Origin of the sequence: Comamonas squillarum, assembly GCF_025309455.1 — a bacterium.
Lineage (GTDB): Bacteria > Pseudomonadota > Gammaproteobacteria > Burkholderiales > Burkholderiaceae_C > Comamonas > Comamonas squillarum.
Genome location: NZ_CP104377.1, coordinates 1,663,998 through 1,682,212, shown reverse-complemented (window position 1 = coordinate 1,682,212; position 18,215 = coordinate 1,663,998). Strand labels below are relative to the sequence as shown.

The following is an 18,215-nucleotide window of genomic DNA, read 5'->3' as shown; positions in this document are numbered from 1 at the left end:
AAGAAATTCTGTAGCGCCGCTTGCCATGAGGCGCACAAAAAAGGGAGCTAGGCTCCCTTTTGGACGCGGTGGTCTGGATGGCCGGTGCCTAGCCCTGGTGCCGCTTGCGTGCAAAGAGCGCGCCTGCAGCTGCCAGCAGCATGCCCATCAAAGCCAGTGCCCATGCGCTCAAAGTAGGCACACGCTTGGCATCGCCGACATCGATAGGCAGGTCGTCGTCGTTGACTTGCACGCTGGCCTGGCTGTCGGGCCCGAGCGTATAACCGGGCCCGGCCAACAGCTGTAACAACGCGCTGACGCTGCCATCGCCTATGACGGTATTGGGCGTTGCGGTGATCGTGCAGTTGCTCTGCGTCGCCCCTGCTGCGACGAGCACGGGAGAGGTGCAACTGCTGGTGTAGCGGCTGCTGCCGGGTGGCGGGCTGAGGCTGATGCTGCTACCGCCGGCGGGTGCGGGCGCGCTCAGATTGATGATGCAGGTAGAGACCTGGCCTGCAGCGTCCACCAAGCTGCTGGGTGTGCAGCTGAGGTTGACCACGGGCGTAATGGGGATGTCAACGTCGTCGTTGCGGATGCGGACCTCGGCCCCTGACGGGGTGCCCAGCACATAGTCATCTGTTGCGGCAGGTGTGGCCAACGCCAGCGCTGCGGTCACATCGCCATCACCGGGCGTGGTGTTGGGCGTGGCGGTGATCGAGCAACTGGCCGTTGTCTGCCCGGCTGCTACCACGATGGAGCTGCCGCAGCTGCTGGTGTAGCGTGGGTTGGCTGCTGGTGGGGTCAGAGCAATGGCCATGCCGCCCGCCGGCGCAGCCTGGTCCAAGGTGACTGTGCAGTTGGAGATATTGCCCGCCGCATCGACCAGCGCATCGGGGGTGCAGACCAGGGTCGCGGTCAGCTTGGGCAGGCAGGCGGCGGCATCGCCACTGGTGGCGCCTGCGGTGCTCTGGCTGGGTCCTACGGTGCCTGCAGGGATGCTCATGATGCGTGTGCCCAGGCCATAAAAGGCCAGCTTGTCAGTTGCATTGGGCAGCCGTGCTGCTGCACCATACGGGCTGTTGAACGGGGCTGGTGATACAGCTGCCAACGTCTCAACGGCACCGGAAGACAGGTTGAATCGGTAACTCACCGATGTTCCCGTGATCACATTCCCCGTCGTTGCGATGCCATAGGCCCATTGCCCGCTGGCGTCAATCGCAAAGTCGCCCGATTGCGCGCCGGGAATATTGCTGGCCAGGTTCAAGGTGCCCACATAGAGCGGCGGGGTCTGCGTCACATCGATCTTGAAGACGCGGTTGAGTGCGCCGCCGGTCTGGAAGTTCGCCAGGTACATGATGCCGGTGACCGGGTCAATATCGGCGGCGTTGAAATTGGGCCCCAGGCGCAGGTCAATCGCACCGCTGACCAAGGTGCTGGGATCGGTGGGGTCGGTCTGGTAGGTTCCCAGTCCGCTCACGATGCCCAGGTTGTCCACGCCATTGCGGCCATAGCGCAGCATCTCGTAATAACGAGTATGGCTGCGCCATCCACCGCCCGCTGCACTGCCCCAACCCGCTGCCGGGCTGGTATCCCAGTTGTTGTCCCCGTCGACGGCGCGCATCGTATAGATATAGCCATCCTTGCCCATGCCGCCGGCGACGGAGGCGCCCGCCGGCAATGGCGGATTGGGCGGCGTCAGTCCAATTTCGCGCGCGGACACGGTGGGCGCTGCGGCACCACTCCAGATGGGAGCAATGGCAACCGCGCCGGTGGCGGGGGCGGTCGCCAGATCCAGGATCGCCGTGGGCGGTGTTCCGGTGGCGGCCGGGCCGGTGTAGCGGGTCAGATAGAACGATTGCCCGCTGGCATCGCAGCGCGGAAGCGGAGCGCCCGATGCTGCCATGGCCACCGGGGCCAGAGAGGCCGCAGCTATTGTGACTAATCCTGTTTTGAGTATTTTTATTTTGTTATTTAACAACATGGACAATCTCCTTTTTCAAGGATTACATCGTAAACAGCCTTTCTGTGAATGCCAGTGGCGTATTGTCAATGAATGTTTAAACACCCTTGCTGGTGATTTTTATTAATATTAAAGTAATCTATTCTGATAGTTGTCTGGTAAATCTCTGAATAGAGTTTGTAGTATACCTATTGATTTGCAAGCCTGCGATGCTATGTTTTTTATGGCTTTAAATGTCAAATGCAATCTATAAATAATAAACATTTGTTCAAAACTATTGAATTTATTTGCAATTGTTTAAATTAGGAGCATCGTGCCCCGGAAAAATGCTTACCCTTGCATGAAAATAAACACTGAAAATCACTAGATGCTTACATGGTCATAAACCCTGGGCAGAAATGAAACGACCCGATGGACCAGGTCGGGTCCATCGGGTTGGAGGGTCCAGATCGGCTGAGTGGCGGGCTCAGGACTTGACCAGGGGACACTTGCCCTCGGACAGCGGCCGGAAGGCCTGGTCGCCCGGGATGGTGGCGATGATCTTGTAGTAGTCCCAGGGTGCCTTGGATTCCTCGGGCTTCTTGACCTGCACCAGGTACATGTCATGCACCATGCGGCCGTCCTCGCGGATCTTGCCGTCGTCGCTGAAAAAGTCCTTGATTGGCATCTTCTTCATCGCGGTCATCACTGCGGCGGTCTCGTCGGTGCCGGCCGCTTCGACTGCCTTGAGGTAGTGCATCACTGCCGAGTAGGTGCCGGCCTGGGCCATGGTCGGCATCTTGTTCATGACCTTGAAGTACTTTTGCGACCAGGCGCGGCTCTCGGGCGTGCGGTCCCAGTAGAAGGCGGTCGTCGCATACATGCCTTGGGCGGTCTTCAGGCCCAGCGCATGCACGTCCGATATGAACATCAGCGCAGCGGCCACCTTTTGCTTGTCGGTGATGCCGAACTGGCGGGCGCTCTTGATGGAGTTGATGGTGTCGTTCACGCCATTGGCCAGCGCAATCACATCGGACTTGGAGGCCTGCGCCGTCAGCATGTAGGACGAGAAATCGGGCGCATTGAGCGGGTGCTTGACCGTGCCTATCACCTTGCCGCCGTTCTTGTCGACGGCGGCCGTGATGTCGTTCGACAGCGCCTGGCCAAAGGCATAGTCCACCGCCACGATGTACCAGCTCTTGGCGCCGCCTTCGGTTACCGCTTTGACGGTGCTGTTGGCCGTGGCATAGGTGTCGTAGGTGTAGTGCACGATGTTGGCCGCGCAGTTCTCGCCGGTGATCGAGCTCGAGCCCGCCTCGGTGTTGATCAGCACCTTGTTCTTTTCCTTGGCCACGGTGGCGACTGCGTTGTGCACGGCGGTGTTGCCCAGGCCGATGACCATGTCCACGTTCTCGCGGTCAAACCATTCGCGGGCGCGGGTGGCGCCAATGTCGGCCTTGTTCTGATGGTCCACCGACAGCAGCTCGATGGGCTTGCCCAGCACCGTGCCGCCAAAATCCTTGATCGCCATCGTGGCCGCCGCGACCGTGCCCTTGCCGCCAATATCGGCGTAGGCGCTGGAGGTATCGCTGATCACGCCAATGCGCACGGCGTTGTCGGATATGCCCTGCGCCCATGCGCCAGAGGCCAGGCCAACAGATGCAAGCAAGGTCGTCAAACAAGTAGTTCTGAACTTCATGGAAATGGTCTCCTGGTATTTTTATCGTTGGCCACGGCCAGGTGGGTTTGCCCCGCAGTCAAAGGGTTCAGGGCAAGGGGTTGGGCCTGGTGGGCACGGCGTAGCGGGTCGCACAAAGAGGGGGCAAAGGGGTTGGCGCAAAGCCAGGTGGGGCAGGGCGGAGGTGTCAGGTCATGCGGCGCTCCTTGGTGGGTGGTGTCTCGTTGGCATGCTGGCCCTGCAGCTCGGCCAGGATCATCGCCTTGAGCTTGAACTTCTCGATCTTTTGCGTCAGCGTGCGCGGGAACTGCTCGACCACGCGGATATGGCGCGGGCGCATGAACTTGGGCATCTTGCGCTCGCACCAGTCGTGCAGCGCCTGGCGGTCGATCAGCTGCTGCTCGCGCGCCACGACATAGACGACGACATCGTCCTCATCGCCCTCGTGCGCGGGGATCGCAAAGGCGGCCGTCATCTCGACGGCCGGGTACTGGTTGACCATGTCCTCGATATGGAAGGACGAGATGTTCTCGCCCCGCACCCGGATGCGGTCACCCATGCGGTCGACAAAGCTCAGGCTGCCATCGGCATGGCGCAGCGCCGAGTCGCCGGTGTGGAACCAGAGATTGCGAAAGGCCTTGGCGGTGGCCTGGGGCTTGCCCAGGTATTCGACCAGCAGGTAATAGGGAAGCTTGGACCGAAAAGCCAGCTGCCCGGCCACGCCCACGGCGCATTCACCATCGCGCTCGTCCAGCACCGCTGCCTCTACAAAGAGGCTCGGATGGCCCAGGTAGCCCTTGCCCACCTGGCCGGCCTGCGCCGGGCCCAGCAGCTCCAGGCCCAGGGCGGCCGCCTGCGCGCGGATGGCCTCGCGCGTCTGCCCGCGCCGGTAGGCGGGCGGGGATTCGCAGCTGGCGTCTGTCTCTTCGATGATGGTGAAGCAGGACATGCCCGACTCCGTCTGGCCAAAGCCGGCGGTCACAAAGTCAAAGCCAAAGCGGCGCGCAATCTCCGCATGGCGCTGGGGCAGTGGCTGCATGTAGACCTTGTTGAGGCTGTTGTGGTGGTCGGTGGCCGCTGGCGGCGCCTTGGCCAGCCAGGAGATCATCGTGTCCACCAGCACCGCGCTGGTGGCGCCACTGAGCGCAATGCGGCGCCAGAAGTCATTGGGGCTGAAGCGGTCCCAGCAGGCCAGGCCACTGCCGGCCCACACCGCCCGCACCACATTGAACACCGCGCCGCCCACGTGGTACATCGGCAGGTCGTTGTAGACCACGTCGTGGCCGTTGAGCATCTGGCGGAACAAATAGGTGTACTGGTTCATCCAGCGGTGGCTTTGCACCACGCCTTTCGATGGCCCGGTCGTGCCCGAGGTGTAGATGATGTTGCACAGGTCGTCATAGGCCAGGGCCACATCCGGTTTGGCAGCGGGCTGCAGCAGCGCGGCCCAGTCCGTCTCCAACTGCGGGCCGCGGTAGACCACGCCGACTGTCACCGCATCATGGCTGCCGGCGGGCGGCTCGTAGACCACCACATGGGCCAAGGGCGCGACCTGGCTGAGCTCTTCGCTAATGGCATTGAGGGCCGGCACCAGCGCGCGTTCGGCCAGCAGCATCACCGGCTGGGTGTCGCCAATCTGGTAGGCCAGCAGGCGCTCGGTCAGCCCAAAGTTGATCGGTGCAAAGATGGCGCCGGCCTTCCAGATGCCAAACATCGCCAAGGCACTGATGAGCTGGTTGCGCATGAACACCGACACCGGCATGCCCCGGCCGATGCCGGCAGCGGCCAGGTTGCCGGCGATGGCATCGGTGATGCGGTCAAACTCGGCATAGCTCAGGCGCACATCGTCTTCGCCATACAGGTAGAAGAGCTGCTCGCCCTTGGTACGCGCCCAGTGCGCCAGGCGCTCGGTGACCAGTTCGCCATCGCGCTGCAAGAGTTCCAAAAGCGCCTGGTTATCCAGCGCCGCAACGGGGTGGGCTTGCGCGTTCATGCGGCGCTCGCTTTCTGCGGGTCCTTCAACAGGCGCCGCAGCACCTTGCCGGTACCCGTCGTCGGCAGCGCCTCCCGAAACTCGATCTCGCGCGGTGCCTTGTAGACCGACATCTGCTCGCGGCACCAGTCGATCAGCTGCTGCGCGCTCACCGCCGGCGCGCCCTTGCGGGCAATCACCACCGCCTTGACAGCCTGGCCTTTGCTTGGGTCATCGATGCCGATCACTGCCACCTGCGCGACCGAGGGGTGCTTGATCATGATGGACTCGACCTCCTCGGGGAAGACGCTGTATCCCGAGACCTTGATCATTTCCTTGAAGCGGCCGGCAAAGGTCAGGTAGCCATCGCTGTCGATCTTGGCCATGTCGCCCGTGTGCACCCAACCGTCCTTCAAGGTGCTGGCCGTCGCCTCGGGCTTGTTCCAGTAGCCCTTGAAGTTGCCCGGGCTGCGCAACACCAGCTCACCGACCTGGCCGGCGGGCAGGTCCTGGCCGGTGCCTGCATCGATCACGCGGCATTCCACCCCTGCGATGGGAATGCCGTGCGCGCCCCATTTGATGGCATCGACGGGCATCGAGGTGTCCCAGGTGTGGGTTTCGGACATGCCATAGGTCACCTCGAACAGCTGGCAGTTGGGCGCAAAGCCTCGCCACTGTTCGGCCAGCGCCTGGTTGATGGTGATGCCAAAGCTGGTGCTGGGGTTGATGCGCAGCGCGCTGAGGTCGTAGCTATGCGCAGCCTCGACCTGCATCACCGCCGCGTTCATGCTCGCCACGCTGTACCACCAGGTCACCCGGTAGCGCGCCAGCGCCTGCAGCACCTGCACGGGGTCAAAGCGGTACAGCAGCACGCAGCTGATGCCGGTGTAGAGCGTGACATTGAGGCCGATCAGCATGCCCGCAATGTGGTTCAGCGGCGCGACGGCCAGCATGGTGTCGTCATCGCGGATCGGGTTGTTGTCGGCCGCGGCATGCGCCTTGAACAGGGCGTTGCGGTAGCTCAGCATCGCGCCCTTGGGCAGGCCGGTCGTTCCCGAGGTATAGGTCATCAGCGCCACATCGTCCATGTCCAGCGGGCCCACATCGGGCGCGGGCAGGGGCTCGCGCAGGCAGTCCAAAAAGTCGGTCGTGCCATCGACATGGCGCTTGGGCGTGTTGATCTCCGCGGGCACGTAGATCGTTGGCTGGGCCGGCAGCAGATCGGCGTAGTGGGTGAGGAACACATGTTCAATCGCCGTCTTGGGGCGCGCCGCCTGCACGATCTCGTAGAGCACATCGGCCGCGACGATCACCTTGGCGCCCAAGTCGGAGAGCTGGTACTCCAGCTCATGGCCCTTGAACAGCGGGCTGCAGGGGCCCACCACCGCCCCTAGCTTCTGGATGCCGACATGCGCAATCACATACTGCGGACAGTTCTGCATGAACAGGGCCACCCGGTCCCCCTTGACCACACCGCGCTGCTGCAGCTGGTGCGCAAAGGTGTCGCTCATCTGGTCCAGCTGCGCCCAGCTGATGGCGGCTCCGTACCAGATAAAGGCGGGCTTGTCGGGCTGGGTGCGCGCGTGCTGGCGCAGGTACTCATGCAAGGGCTTTTCTTGTTGCCGGTAAGCGATGGGGGCCATGGTGTCTCCTACGGTCCTGGTGTTTTTGGGGATCTCGGTCGCAGTGTTTGGGTGAGGCGGGGGCGGGTTGGCTACCAGGGCGATACACCCGATGCCGCCCGCCCCGGGCTGGCCGCTGGCAGGCTGGCGAGCATGCTGGCCAGCCAGTTGCGGGTCTGCGCCGGGTCGATCACATCGTCGATCTCGTTGTAGCTGGCGACATTCAGCGCCTTGCCCTGGGCATAGATCTCATCGGTCTTGGCCTGGAAATAGGCGGCCTTCTCGGCGGCGTCCTCCAGTGCTTCCAACTCGCGCCGGTAGGCCAGGCGTACCGAGCCTTCAATGCCCATGGGCCCCAGCTCGCCGGTGGGCCAGGCCACGGTGGCCACCGGCACAAACAGGTTGCCGCCCAGCATGGCCTGCGCGCCCAGCCCATAGGCCTTGCGCAGCACAATGGCCAGCACGGGTACCTTGATATGGCTGGCCGTCACAAAGATGCGGGCAAAGTGCCGCACGGCTGCAGCCTTCTCGCTCTCTGGCCCCACCATAAAGCCCGGCGTATCGCACAGCGACACGACCGGCAACCCGTAGTTGTCGCACAGCTCCAGAAAGCGCGATATTTTGTCTGCGCTGTTGGCATCGAGCGCGCCGCCCAGGTGGCTGCCATCGTTGGCCAGCACGCCCACGGCCTGGCCTTCCAGCCGGGCAAAGCCGGTGACTACGCTGCGGCCAAAGTGCTCGCGCAATTCCAGAAAACTGCCGCTGTCAAACAAGGTCTGCACCACCGTGCGGATGTCGTAGCCCTTGACCCGGTTCTCGGGCACCAGCGCGCGCAGCAGGCGCTGGTCGGCACATGCGCCTGGTGGCAGCTTGCCCTGCACAAAGCCCAGGTAGGTCTGGGCCAGCGTCACCGCCTCGGTCTCGTCGCGTGCCAGCAGGTCGATCACGCCGTTGCGGGTCTGCACGCTCACTGGCCCAACGTCATCGGCCGCCACCACGCCCAAGCCGCCGCCCTCGATCATCGCCGGCCCCGCCATGCCGATGCTGGCATCCTGCGTCGCGATGATCACATCGCAGCAGCCCAGCAGGGCGGCATTGCCGGCAAAGCAGCGGCCCGAGACCACGCCAATGGTGGGGACCTTGCCCGACAGCCGCGCCATGTGCGTGAAGGTCGTGAACTCCAGCCCCGACACGCCCACATAGTCGGTGTCGCCGGGCCTCCCGCCGCCGCCTTCGGCAAACAGCACAAAGGGCAGGCCCAGGCGTTCGCTGGTGTGCACGATGCGGTCCATCTTGCGGTGGGCCATAAAGCCCTGGGTGCCGGCAAACACCGTGTAGTCATAGGCCATCACCGCGCAGCGCGCCTGCTCGGGTCCAAACTGCTGGCCGTTGATACGGCCCAGGCCGGTGATGGTGCCGTCGGCGGGGCTGACGCGAATCAGCTCTTCCTCGCTGCGACGGCCGCGTTGCATGGCCAAGGTCAGGCCGCCGTATTCCACAAAGCTGCCGGCATCGAGCAATTGGTCGAGGTTCTCGCGTGCGGTGTTCTTGCCGTGGCGCCGGCGCTTGGCCACCGCTTCAGGGCGGGCCGCATCCATCAGGCCCTGCTGGCGCTGCAGCACCTTGGCCAGGTCGGGGCGTATCGCATCGAGGTCGGCCTGTTGCTGCTCTGCGGCCATCGCATTGGCCGATGCATCGGGCAGCACCCAGCCGAGCAGGGTGCCCGCCGCCACCACCTCGCCCAGCAGCGCCGCGCGCGCCACAAAGCGGCCGCCTTGGGCCAGGTCCACGCTGTGCTCGAGCTTCATCGCCTCCAGCACTGCCACCGAGGCACCCCTGGCCTGCACGGTATCGGCATCCCGCTCTAGCGCAATCAGCCGCCCGCGCATCGCAGCGCGCACCGCATGGGCGCCTTCTGGCAAAGCGGGCTCGTCGTTGGTGCCGGTCTGCGCGGCGTTCTCGCTGGTGCGCTGCGGATCAGGCTGGCGCTGTGCTGCCAGCACCGTGGCAGCCGCATGCAACGCCGGGCCTTGGCGTTCCACATAGGTGGTATCGATCTCGCCGCGTAGCACCTGCGCATCGCGCAGCAGCGCACGCAGGTAGTCCAGGTTGGTCTCCAGGCCCTGGATATGGAACTCGGCCAGCGCCCGGTCGGCCTTGGCGCAGAGCACCTCAAACTGGCTGGGACCGCTGACGATCACCTTGGCCAGCAAAGAGTCATAGTTGCCCGAGGTCTCGTAGCCGGTATAGCCAAAGCTGTCCACGCGCACGCCCGGGCCGGTGGGCGGTTCAAAGCGCGCCAGGGTGCCGCCCGTGGGCAGGGCCTGGGCATCGGGCTGCATGCTTTCCATGTTCACACGCGCCTGCAGCGCAAACTGGCAGGGCAGCGGCCGTGCCTGGTCCAGGCCCAGGTCTTGCAGGCTGGCGCCATCGGCCAGCGCAAACTGCAGCGCCACCAGGTCCAGGCCGGTGATGGCCTCGGTGATGGTGTGCTCCACCTGCAGGCGCGGATTGCATTCGATAAAGATGTACTGGCCGCTGCGGCTGTCGACCAGGAACTCCACCGTGCCCAGGCCCTGGTAGTGCAGCGCTGCGCCCAGGCGGCAGGCATGCTGCACGAGCTGCGCGCGCAGCGCGGGGCTGATAAAGGGGCTGGGTGCAATCTCCAGCAGCTTCTGGTGGCGGCGCTGTAAAGTGCAATCGCGCTCAAACAGGTGCTGCACCGCGCCGCTGCCGTCGCCCACGATCTGCACCTCGATATGGCGGGCGCCGCCGATGAGCTGCTCCACATACAGATCGCTGCGGCCAAAGGCGCTGAGCGCTTCGGAGCTGCAGCGGTCAAAGGCTGCGCCCAGGTCTTCCACGGCCATCACCGCGCGCATGCCCCGCCCGCCGCCGCCTGCCAGCGCCTTGAGCATCACCGGCCCGCCCAGCTGCTGCATGAAGGCCTGGGCCTGTGCCAGGCTGGTGGCGCTGTGCGTGCCTTGCGCCACCGGCACCTGCACGCGCTCAGCCAGTGCGCGCGCCTGGGCCTTGTCGCCAAAGGTCTCCAGCGCCTGGGCCGAGGGGCCGATAAAGCGCAGGCCCGCTGCCGTGCAGGCCTGCGCAAAGGCCGCGTTCTCGCTCAAAAAGCCGTAGCCGGGGTGGACGGCGTCGCAGCCCTCCTGGCGGGCAATCTCGATCAGATGCGCGCCGTTCAGATAGGCGGCTGCGCCCTGGGCGCCCAGCGCGCGGGCGTGGTCGGCCGCGCGCCGGTGCAGGCTGGCTGCATCGTCGCTGGCGTAGACTGCAACGCTTGCGATGCCCCGGTCTGCGGCCGTGCGCGCAATGCGCACCGCAATCTCCCCCCGGTTGGCGATCAATACCTTGTGCATGGAACTCCTTTGTCTCTTCAATCGCGGTGCGCCGCGCAAGGGGCCCGCAGGCTGCGGGCCCGCGCGCTCAGATGGTCTGGCTGACAAACTTGCTGCTGAGGTAGAAGGCCAGCGCATCGGCGCCGCCTTCGCTGGCGTAGCCCGAATCCTTGACGCCGCCAAACGGCTGCTCGGGGTAGCCCAGCGCGATCGAGTTGATGCCGACCAGGCCGCTTTCGATTGCGTTCTTGAACCACTCGCCGCGTGTAGCCGAGCCGGTGAACACATAGGCCGCCAGGCCCCAGGGCAGGCGGTTGGCCTCTTGCAGCGCCTGCGCATCGCTGTCAAAGCGGGCAAAGGCGGCAATCGGGCCAAAGGGCTCTTCGTTGAAGATGCGCGCGTCCTGCGGCACATCGGCCAGCACGGTGGGCGCAAAAAAGTAGCCTTGGCCATCCGGCGCCTTGCCGCCCGTCACCACACGGGCGCCCTTGGCCACCGCGTCATCCACCAGCGCCTGCATGGCGGCCACACGGCGCGGGTTGGCCAGCGGGCCCATGCGGGTGGCCTTGTCCAGGCCATTGCCCAGCACATAGCCCTCGGCAATGCGCTGAAAGCCGGCAATGGCATCGTCATACAGGGGTGCCTGCACCAGAAAGCGCGACGGCGAGATGCAGGCCTGGCCGGCGTTCCAGAACTTCTGCACGCCCAGGAGCTTGAGGCTGCGCGCCAGGTCGGCGTCGTCGCAAATGATGGCGGGCGCATGGCCGCCCAGCTCCATCGACACGCGCTTCATCGCCGCGCCCGCTTGCGCGCTCAAGAGTTTGCCCACCGAGGTGGAGCCGGTGAACGAGATCTTGCGCACCACGGGTGAGGCAATCAGGTGCTCGGAGATATCACCGGGCACGCCATAGACCAGGCCCAGCACGCCTGCGGGCAGGCCGGCCTGCTCCAGCACCTGGACAAAGCGGGCGAGGGCCACCGGCGTCTCTTCCGAGCCCTTGACGATGATCGAGCAGCCGGCAGCCAGCGCGGCGGCAATCTTGCGCACGGCCTGGTTGATCGGGAAGTTCCAGGGCGTGAACGCTGCCACCGGGCCCACCGGCTCATGCTGCACATACTGGCGCAGCTCGGGCGAGCGCGGCGGGATCATGCTGCCGTAGCAGCGGCGCGTCTCTTCGGCAAACCATTCCAGCACCTCGCTGGCGCCTGACAGCTCAATGCGCGCCTCGGTCAGGCGCTTGCCTTGCTCATGCACCAGCATCAGCGCCATCTCTTCGGCATGCTCGCGCACCAGCGCGGCGGCTTTGCGCAGATAGGTCGAGCGCTCCATCACCGAGGTTGTGCGCCAGGCGGCAAAGCCGGTCTGGGCGGCGGCCAGCGCGGCATCCAGGTCGGCGCGGCTGGCCTTGGCCACGCGGCCAATCGTGCTTTCATCGGCGGGGTTGGTGATGTCCAGCCATTCCTGGCTGCTGCTGTCGCGCCACTGGCCGTTGATCAGCAATTGGACTTGGTAGTTCATGCGGTGCTCCTTATTCTTTCTGGCTTCAGCTTTGCAAAATGGCGCGGCCGGTGACCTTGCCTGCACGCAGCTCGTCCAGCACGGTCTGCACATCGCCCAGCGGGCGGCTGGTGAGCGGCAGGGACGGCAGTACCCCTTGCTGGGCCAGCGCCACCAACTCGCGCAGCTCGGCCAGCGACCCCACATAGGAGCCGCCGATGGAGATGGCGCGCATGGGGATCAGCGGCAGCTGGATGCTGGCGCTGCCGCCAAACAGGCCCACGATCAGGATCTTGCCGCCCTTGCCGACGACGGCATTGGCAAACTCGAACGTGCGCGTGGAGCCGACAAAATCGAGCACAGCCGACACGCCTTCGGCGCTGGAGCGCGCGAGGGTCTTGGCGGCCTCGGCTTCTGCCGGGTCCACCACGCGGCTGGCGCCGGCACCCAGCGCGGCCTGGCGCTTGGCCGGGTCGATATCGACCACGATGGGTCCCAGGCCATGCAGGGCCTTGGCCAGCGCCACCGCAGCCAGCCCCACGCCGCCCGCGCCGATGATGACCAGTGGTGCCTGCTCGGTCGCTGGTGCCACTTTTTTCAGGGCCGAGTAGGCCGTCAGCCCCGAGCAGGCCAAGGTGGCGGCAAAGGCGGCATCAATGCCGGCATGGTCGATCAGGTAGCGCGGATGGGGCACGCGCACATGGGTGCTAAAGCCCCCATCCCGCGTGGTGCCCAGGCTCTCGGGGCGGGCACACATGTGTTCATCACCCCGGGCGCAAAGCGCGCACTGGCCGCAGCCAATCCAGGGGAAGACGATCACCGAGCGGCCCAGCGCGCCTTGGGCATCGGGCCCGTTGGCGGCCACGCTGCCGACGATTTCATGGCCCAGGGTGCGCGGCGGCTTGAGCACTTTTTCCAGGCCGAAGTGGCGGCCGTCGCCCAGGTCAAAAAAGCCCTCGGCCATGTGCAGATCGCTGTGGCAGACGCCGCAGGCGCTGATGCGCACCAGCACCTCGCTGCCTTGGGGCGAGGCAATGGCGCGGCGCGCCAGTTGCAGCGGTTGGCCAAAATCGACGACCTGGTAACTCAGCTGTTCGCCAGGGCTGGCGGTTGCGTTCGACATGCGCTTGTCTCCTGTAATCAAAGGGCTCGGTGGCTGCAGGCGCGGCGCGTCGGCAAGGGCCTGGCGCGAGCTCAGCGTTGGAAAAGTCCAAAGATACTGATCAGTATCGTTTGGTACTATTGGGGATTTCACGCATGGATGCTGCTTGGCATCTTGTGCAAAACCGCCCGCCTTTCCACTATGCTGGCGCCATGCGTACAGCGTGCCGGCGCGCGTCACCACCGCAGCCCCCACGCCCACCAGGAGATATTCAGCAGTGCAGCTTCAACCCACCGACACCAACGCAGGCGATGCCAAAAACCAGATCCAGGAATACAAGGACACCTTGATCATCAATGCCGCCGCCGAGCTGTTCTACAAACGCGGCTTCAAGAGCGCGACGCTCGACGAGATAGCGGCCTCGATCGGCGTGACCAAGCCCTTTATCTACAAGCGCTTCAAGTCCAAGCACGAGCTGCTCGAGCGCCTGTTTGACAAGGTGTTTGCTGGCCTTTACGAGGCGGTGAGCCAGTGCGAGCAATTGGAGGACAAGGACCCGGTGCGGCGCTTCGAGTTTTTTATCGACACCTACACGCGCCGCAAGATCGAACTGAGCACCTTCTCGGTCATCCTGCTCGAAGAGGAAAAAAGCCTGAGCCCGGAAAAAATCAGCGATATCCGCAGCAAGTACCACGGTTTTGATGCGCTGGTGACGCGGCTCATCGTCAACGGCGTGGAGGCTGGTGTTTTCCAGGTCGGCAACCCCAAGGTGACCGCCTTTGCGATCAGCGGCATGGTGCAGTGGACGCACCGCTGGTACCAGCCCAATGGCAAGCTGTCCATCGAGGCGCTGTGCCAGGAGATGACGCAGATGGCGCTGCGCCTGGTCGGCTGGACGGGGCAATATGTGCTGCCGGTGCCGCCTATTGCGCCGCGCTGATCTACCCGCGCCACTAGCGCGCCAGGCAGCCGCCAATATACTGCGTAAAGACGGTCTTTACATTTGAATATAATTGAGATTCATTCTCAACTATTCACTGTGGCACCAGGGCGCGGACATCGCATGGCATCTCCCGGATACTCGGCTTCGCCCATCGAAGCGCTCTACAAGAACCACCATGCCTGGCTGCAGTCCTGGCTGCGGCGCCGTCTGGGCAATGCAGGCGATGCGGCAGACCTGGCCCATGACACCTTTTTGCGGCTAATGCTCTCGCCCCGCCACCTGGGCGCTGCTGACGAGCCGCGCGCCTTCCTGACCCATGTGGCCAAGGGCCTGGTCGTCGATCTGTGGCGCCGGCGCGAGATCGAGCGCGCCTACCTCGAGACCTTGCAGGCCTTGCCCGAGCCGCATGCGCCATCGCCCGAGACCCAGCTGCAGGTCATCGAAGCCTTGGTGCAGATCGACCGGCTGCTGGCAGGCCTGGCGCCCAAGACGCGCCAGGTTTTTTTGCTGGCGCAGCTCGAAGGCCTGAGCCTGCAGCAGATCTCCGACCAGGTCGCGATGCCGGTGATCACCGTGCGCCGCCATATCCACAAGGCCTTGCTGCTGTGCCTGGAGGCCGCGTGATGGCCGGTGTTGCCGCACAAAATACCTTGCTGAGCGAAGCGGCCGACTGGCTCATCGTGCTGCGCTACGAAACGCCCACGGCCAAGGAGCAGGCGCGTTTTGAGCAATGGCGCCGCCAAAGCCCCGCGCATGAGGCCGCCTGGCACAAGGCCGAAGCCATGCTGGGCATGTTTGCCCAAGTGCCAGCCGAGGTCTGCCAGCAAACCTTGCACGCCGTGCAACGGCCCGACCGGCGCAAAAGCCTGGCCTGGCTGGGTGGCTTGCTGGTGGCGGCCCCGGCCGGCTGGCTGGCCTGGCGAGAGCTGTCCTGGCGCGATTGGATGGCCGACCAGGCCACCGCCGTGGGGCAGTCGCGCTCCATGCTGCTGCCCGATGGCTCCACCTTGACGCTCAACACCGCCAGCGCGGTGGCGATCCATTTCAACGCGAAGGAGCGCCTGGTGCGGCTGCTCGGAGGCGAGATTTTGGTGACCACGCAGGCCGACCCATCGCCCAGCTACCGCCCCTTTGTCGTGGAGACACGGCAAGGCACCGTGCGGGCGCTGGGCACACGCTTTAGCGTGCGCCGTGTGGATGCGGGCACCAGCCGCGTGGCGGTCTTTAGCCACGCCGTCGCCATCACCAACCAGCAGGGCGCCACCCAAGTGCTGCAAGAAGGGCACACCGCCGATTTCAGCAGCAGCGCCATCGGCCCGCAGACCGATGTGCAAGCCAGCGCCGCGCTGTGGGAGCAGGGCATGCTGCTGGCCAAGAACATGCTGTTGGCCGATGTCGTGGCCGAGATCGCCCGCTACCGTGCGGGCCCGCTGCACTGTGATCCTGCGGTTGCCCAGCTGCGGCTATCGGGCGCCTTGTCGCTCAAAGATACGGACGCCAGCCTGGCGCTGCTGGCGCAGTCGCTGCCGGTGCGGATCGAGCGGTTGGCGCATGGGGTGGTGAGGGTGGTGAGGCGTTAATCGGGGTGCTGGGTGCGCCATCCATCGCTTTGAATCGGCGCACCCACCAGGGCCGCCAAACGTCGGTATCGCTTATCTGCAACCGGCGATTTGTGCTGGTCTTTGTGTGCTTGCGAAGGCATCAGCGCTGTTTGATGGGGTCCTGAATCACGGGATTTTGCAGCGGCTCATAACCATTGCCCTTACCGCTGAGCCAGCTCAGCTCGGTTTTCCCCGCCTGCCTTAAATAGGCCTGTGCTTCCAGGAAAAGTGGTGCGCCTGAATCCTTGGTCGTCAATGGTCGTGATCGACCGGCTTTTTCTGCATTGAGAAAGTGCGCTCCATGGGGCTCATCGGTATAGCTGCGCGCAAAAAAACTCTCATCGCCTTCAGAGAATTGGTAGATGTAATACTCATAATGGTAGTCATGGAATCCAGCTTCGTCCGGTTCGCTGGCATCGAGGTGATAAGTACAAATGACGTGCATCTGAAAATGATTCAATCCAGGGAGAAAAAGTGGCACACCAAACGCGTATTCCAAAGCTGGCATCCATTCTCGCAGTATCTGCACTGGGTCTGTCCCTATCTCCCAGCTGGGCAGCACGCAGTTTTACGCCACAGGCCGGCACCTGGGTCATCAGCGATGAAGTAGATGGCAAACCAGGCCGAGGTTTTGCCATTGATGTGCAGGGCAATACTTTCTTTATGCAGGTATTTGGCTACGAGAAAAATGGCGATGCTACTTTCTACGCTGCCACGGGACAGATGGAGGGCGACACCGTCACAGCCCCGCTGCTGCGCTACCAAGGAGGCCGCAGTTTTGGCAGCGAGCCGCGCGATGCGCAAGAAGACAAAAGCATTGGCGATGTGAAGCTCAGCTTTCGCAATGGCTTGCAGGGAACCATGCAGCTGCCTGGCGAACCAGCAAAGGACATCGAGCGCTTTATTTTTACCGCGCCAGATGCCGCCTATTACCAGACTGAGCAGTGGAAGACTTCTTCAAGGATGGCGCGTTGGTTTGGATTGAATGCGCAGGGCCAGGTCGAGAAAAGCTGGTTTGCGATGCTCAAGACCAGTCCCACCGAACCCATGCGTCTGACGCTATCCGATGGCCAAACGAGCGAGACGCTGGAGTGCAGCCTCACTACGCCAAGCGACAGCATCCGCTGCGTTGCTGCAAATGCTGCAGATGCTGGGCAAGCACCCGTGGTGAAAGAGGCGCAGTTCCGCCTCTTGGGCGCTCAAGTTGCTGGCGCCGTCAGCCTGCAAGCCGAAGGTGCTGCGCCATTGCAGTTATTGGGCATCAATACGCGCGCGGATTATCCATACAGCGGGGGTGTCATCGTCGGCTGCTGCGCCAATGGGCTTGAATCGTTTATGCCAGGCACTTTTGGCTATGCGCAGCGGCCTGCCTACCAGCCCAGCAATGGCACCTGGGTGATGGACGATGAGCTGACGGGCAAGCCTGGGCGTGGCGTGAGCCTGGATGTGCAGGGCGGAAAAATGGTCATGCAGGTATTTGCTTACCGGGCCGATGGACAGCCGACTTTCGCTATGGGGGTGGGCGACTTCGCACCCGATCCAGAATTGAGAGATGTCAGCAGCGCCCGATTTAGCTTGCAACAGTACCGGGGTGGCCGCAGCGTAGGCGGTGCCGCGTCCAGTGGCGAGCTGGTACGGGACGAAGGCGAGGTCATGGTACAGGTTTCCGGCCGCACGGGTGGGTATGGCATGCCGGCTGGCAGCTTGGCAGAGGCGATGGTGCAATTCCCGGGAGAGTCCGCCAAACGGATGCGCCGCTTGCCTCTGCAGCCCTGGCAGACACTGGAAGACCAGTTGTTTGGTGAGTGGTATTTTCCGGGCTTGTCGTATGCCGGAAGGCCTTTGACCGTCACCCTCAATCGCAGAGAGGGTGAGTTTGTGACCAATGACGATGGCTCCGTGCGGTGCCAGTTCAACACGCAGATGCTGCGAGGCGAATGCCAGTGGCCCACTGCCACGGGTACATCGGGTTCCTCGGGTCCGATCGAGCTGCAAGATGCGTTTGCCCTTTCCAACTCTTACGTCCGTCTGCGTGACCGCTATGGCAATCTAGTGGGCCTGGGCCAGGTGCCGCTTAATTAGCGCCGTGCGGCTTCAAGAGACAAAAAGGCTGCGTCGTTGAAACCACCGAAACGCAAATTCCGCTGGTGGCGATAAACCATTCGTGAACATCTAAAAGGGCCGCGGCCGATGTCAGTAAACCTGGCATGGCCTGCTCCCGCGAGAGCAGGCCGCCCGCTGCAATTTCAAAGACGATGCCGCCTTTGAATTGCCCGCTGCACCAGTAGGCGCTGTGGTTGCCTTCATCGGTCTCCAGCAGCACTTCGTAATGTGGGATCGAAATGTGCAGAGCGACGGTGTTGTCCACCAGACTTTTCACGACGATTTCCAGCGATGCGGCGTGGCGACGGTTGTCAAAAACATCGGTCTCGCCAACTGGGAGTCGAATGTCCGGAAATACCTTTCGCGCTACCACCCTCATCGCAGATCCAAGCACTCGCTGAAATCGGCCATTCTACGGAGGCTCG

General features: G+C 63.7%; 13 protein-coding genes. 4 read left to right on the top strand and 9 right to left on the bottom strand.

What is annotated here, in order from left to right:
- Window positions 1-88 precede the first annotated feature (88 nt).
- The 7 genes from N4T19_RS07730 to N4T19_RS07700 all read right to left on the bottom strand — a co-directional run bounded on the left by N4T19_RS07730 (window position 89) and on the right by N4T19_RS07700 (window position 13,164).
- The gene (locus N4T19_RS07730) at window positions 89-1,882 is read right to left on the bottom strand and encodes an IPTL-CTERM sorting domain-containing protein (protein ID WP_182342433.1); all 1,794 of its coding nucleotides are present in this window, start codon (window positions 1,880-1,882) and stop codon (window positions 89-91) included.
- A gap of 523 nt (window positions 1,883-2,405) precedes the next feature.
- Window positions 2,406-3,587, bottom strand: coding sequence for an ABC transporter substrate-binding protein (locus N4T19_RS07725; protein WP_260719811.1), 1,182 nt, complete (start codon window positions 3,585-3,587; stop codon window positions 2,406-2,408).
- A gap of 196 nt (window positions 3,588-3,783) precedes the next feature.
- A complete protein-coding gene (locus N4T19_RS07720; RefSeq protein WP_260719810.1) occupies window positions 3,784-5,589 on the bottom strand; it encodes a class I adenylate-forming enzyme family protein in 1,806 nt (601 codons plus the stop codon).
- Window positions 5,586-7,211, bottom strand: a complete 1,626-nt coding sequence (locus N4T19_RS07715) for an AMP-binding protein (protein WP_260719809.1) — start codon at window positions 7,209-7,211, stop codon at window positions 5,586-5,588. Before N4T19_RS07715 ends, N4T19_RS07720 begins: the two co-directional genes overlap by 4 nt.
- Before the next feature lie 71 nt (window positions 7,212-7,282).
- Window positions 7,283-10,564, bottom strand: coding sequence for a carboxyl transferase domain-containing protein (locus N4T19_RS07710; RefSeq protein WP_260719808.1), 3,282 nt, complete (start codon window positions 10,562-10,564; stop codon window positions 7,283-7,285).
- Window positions 10,565-10,631: 67 nt separating this feature from the next.
- Window positions 10,632-12,062 (bottom strand): NAD-dependent succinate-semialdehyde dehydrogenase, encoded by a 1,431-nt coding sequence (locus tag N4T19_RS07705; protein WP_260719807.1) that lies wholly within the window; start codon window positions 12,060-12,062, stop codon window positions 10,632-10,634.
- A 25-nt stretch (window positions 12,063-12,087) separates the two neighbouring features.
- The gene (locus tag N4T19_RS07700; protein WP_260719806.1) at window positions 12,088-13,164 is read right to left on the bottom strand and encodes an alcohol dehydrogenase; all 1,077 of its coding nucleotides are present in this window, start codon (window positions 13,162-13,164) and stop codon (window positions 12,088-12,090) included.
- Between the two features lie 256 nt (window positions 13,165-13,420).
- Here N4T19_RS07700 and N4T19_RS07695 point away from each other — a divergent pair, with 256 nt between their 5' ends.
- The 3 genes from N4T19_RS07695 (at window position 13,421) to N4T19_RS07685 (ending at window position 15,666) form a co-directional block, all read left to right on the top strand.
- Complete coding sequence (locus N4T19_RS07695) at window positions 13,421-14,083, top strand: TetR/AcrR family transcriptional regulator (RefSeq protein ID WP_260719805.1); 663 nt, start codon at window positions 13,421-13,423, stop codon at window positions 14,081-14,083.
- A gap of 123 nt (window positions 14,084-14,206) precedes the next feature.
- Window positions 14,207-14,710 carry a sigma-70 family RNA polymerase sigma factor gene (locus tag N4T19_RS07690; protein ID WP_116924322.1) on the top strand — a complete coding sequence of 168 codons (504 nt, stop codon included), beginning with the start codon at window positions 14,207-14,209 and terminating at the stop codon, window positions 14,708-14,710.
- Window positions 14,710-15,666, top strand: coding sequence for a FecR domain-containing protein (locus tag N4T19_RS07685; protein ID WP_260719804.1), 957 nt, complete (start codon window positions 14,710-14,712; stop codon window positions 15,664-15,666). The genes N4T19_RS07690 and N4T19_RS07685 overlap by 1 nt, the downstream gene beginning before the upstream one ends.
- 121 nt (window positions 15,667-15,787) lie before the next feature.
- On the opposite strand, the gene N4T19_RS07680 is transcribed toward N4T19_RS07685, so the two are convergent.
- Window positions 15,788-16,186, bottom strand: a complete 399-nt coding sequence (locus N4T19_RS07680) for a hypothetical protein (protein WP_260719803.1) — start codon at window positions 16,184-16,186, stop codon at window positions 15,788-15,790.
- Here N4T19_RS07680 and N4T19_RS07675 point away from each other — a divergent pair.
- The gene (locus N4T19_RS07675) at window positions 16,162-17,769 is read left to right on the top strand and encodes a hypothetical protein (protein WP_260719802.1); all 1,608 of its coding nucleotides are present in this window, start codon (window positions 16,162-16,164) and stop codon (window positions 17,767-17,769) included. The genes N4T19_RS07680 and N4T19_RS07675 overlap by 25 nt on opposite strands.
- Here the strand turns inward: N4T19_RS07675 and N4T19_RS07670 are convergent.
- Window positions 17,762-18,169 carry a hypothetical protein gene (locus tag N4T19_RS07670; RefSeq protein ID WP_116924318.1) on the bottom strand — a complete coding sequence of 136 codons (408 nt, stop codon included), beginning with the start codon at window positions 18,167-18,169 and terminating at the stop codon, window positions 17,762-17,764. The genes N4T19_RS07675 and N4T19_RS07670 overlap by 8 nt on opposite strands.
- Between the last annotated feature and the right edge of the window lie 46 nt (window positions 18,170-18,215).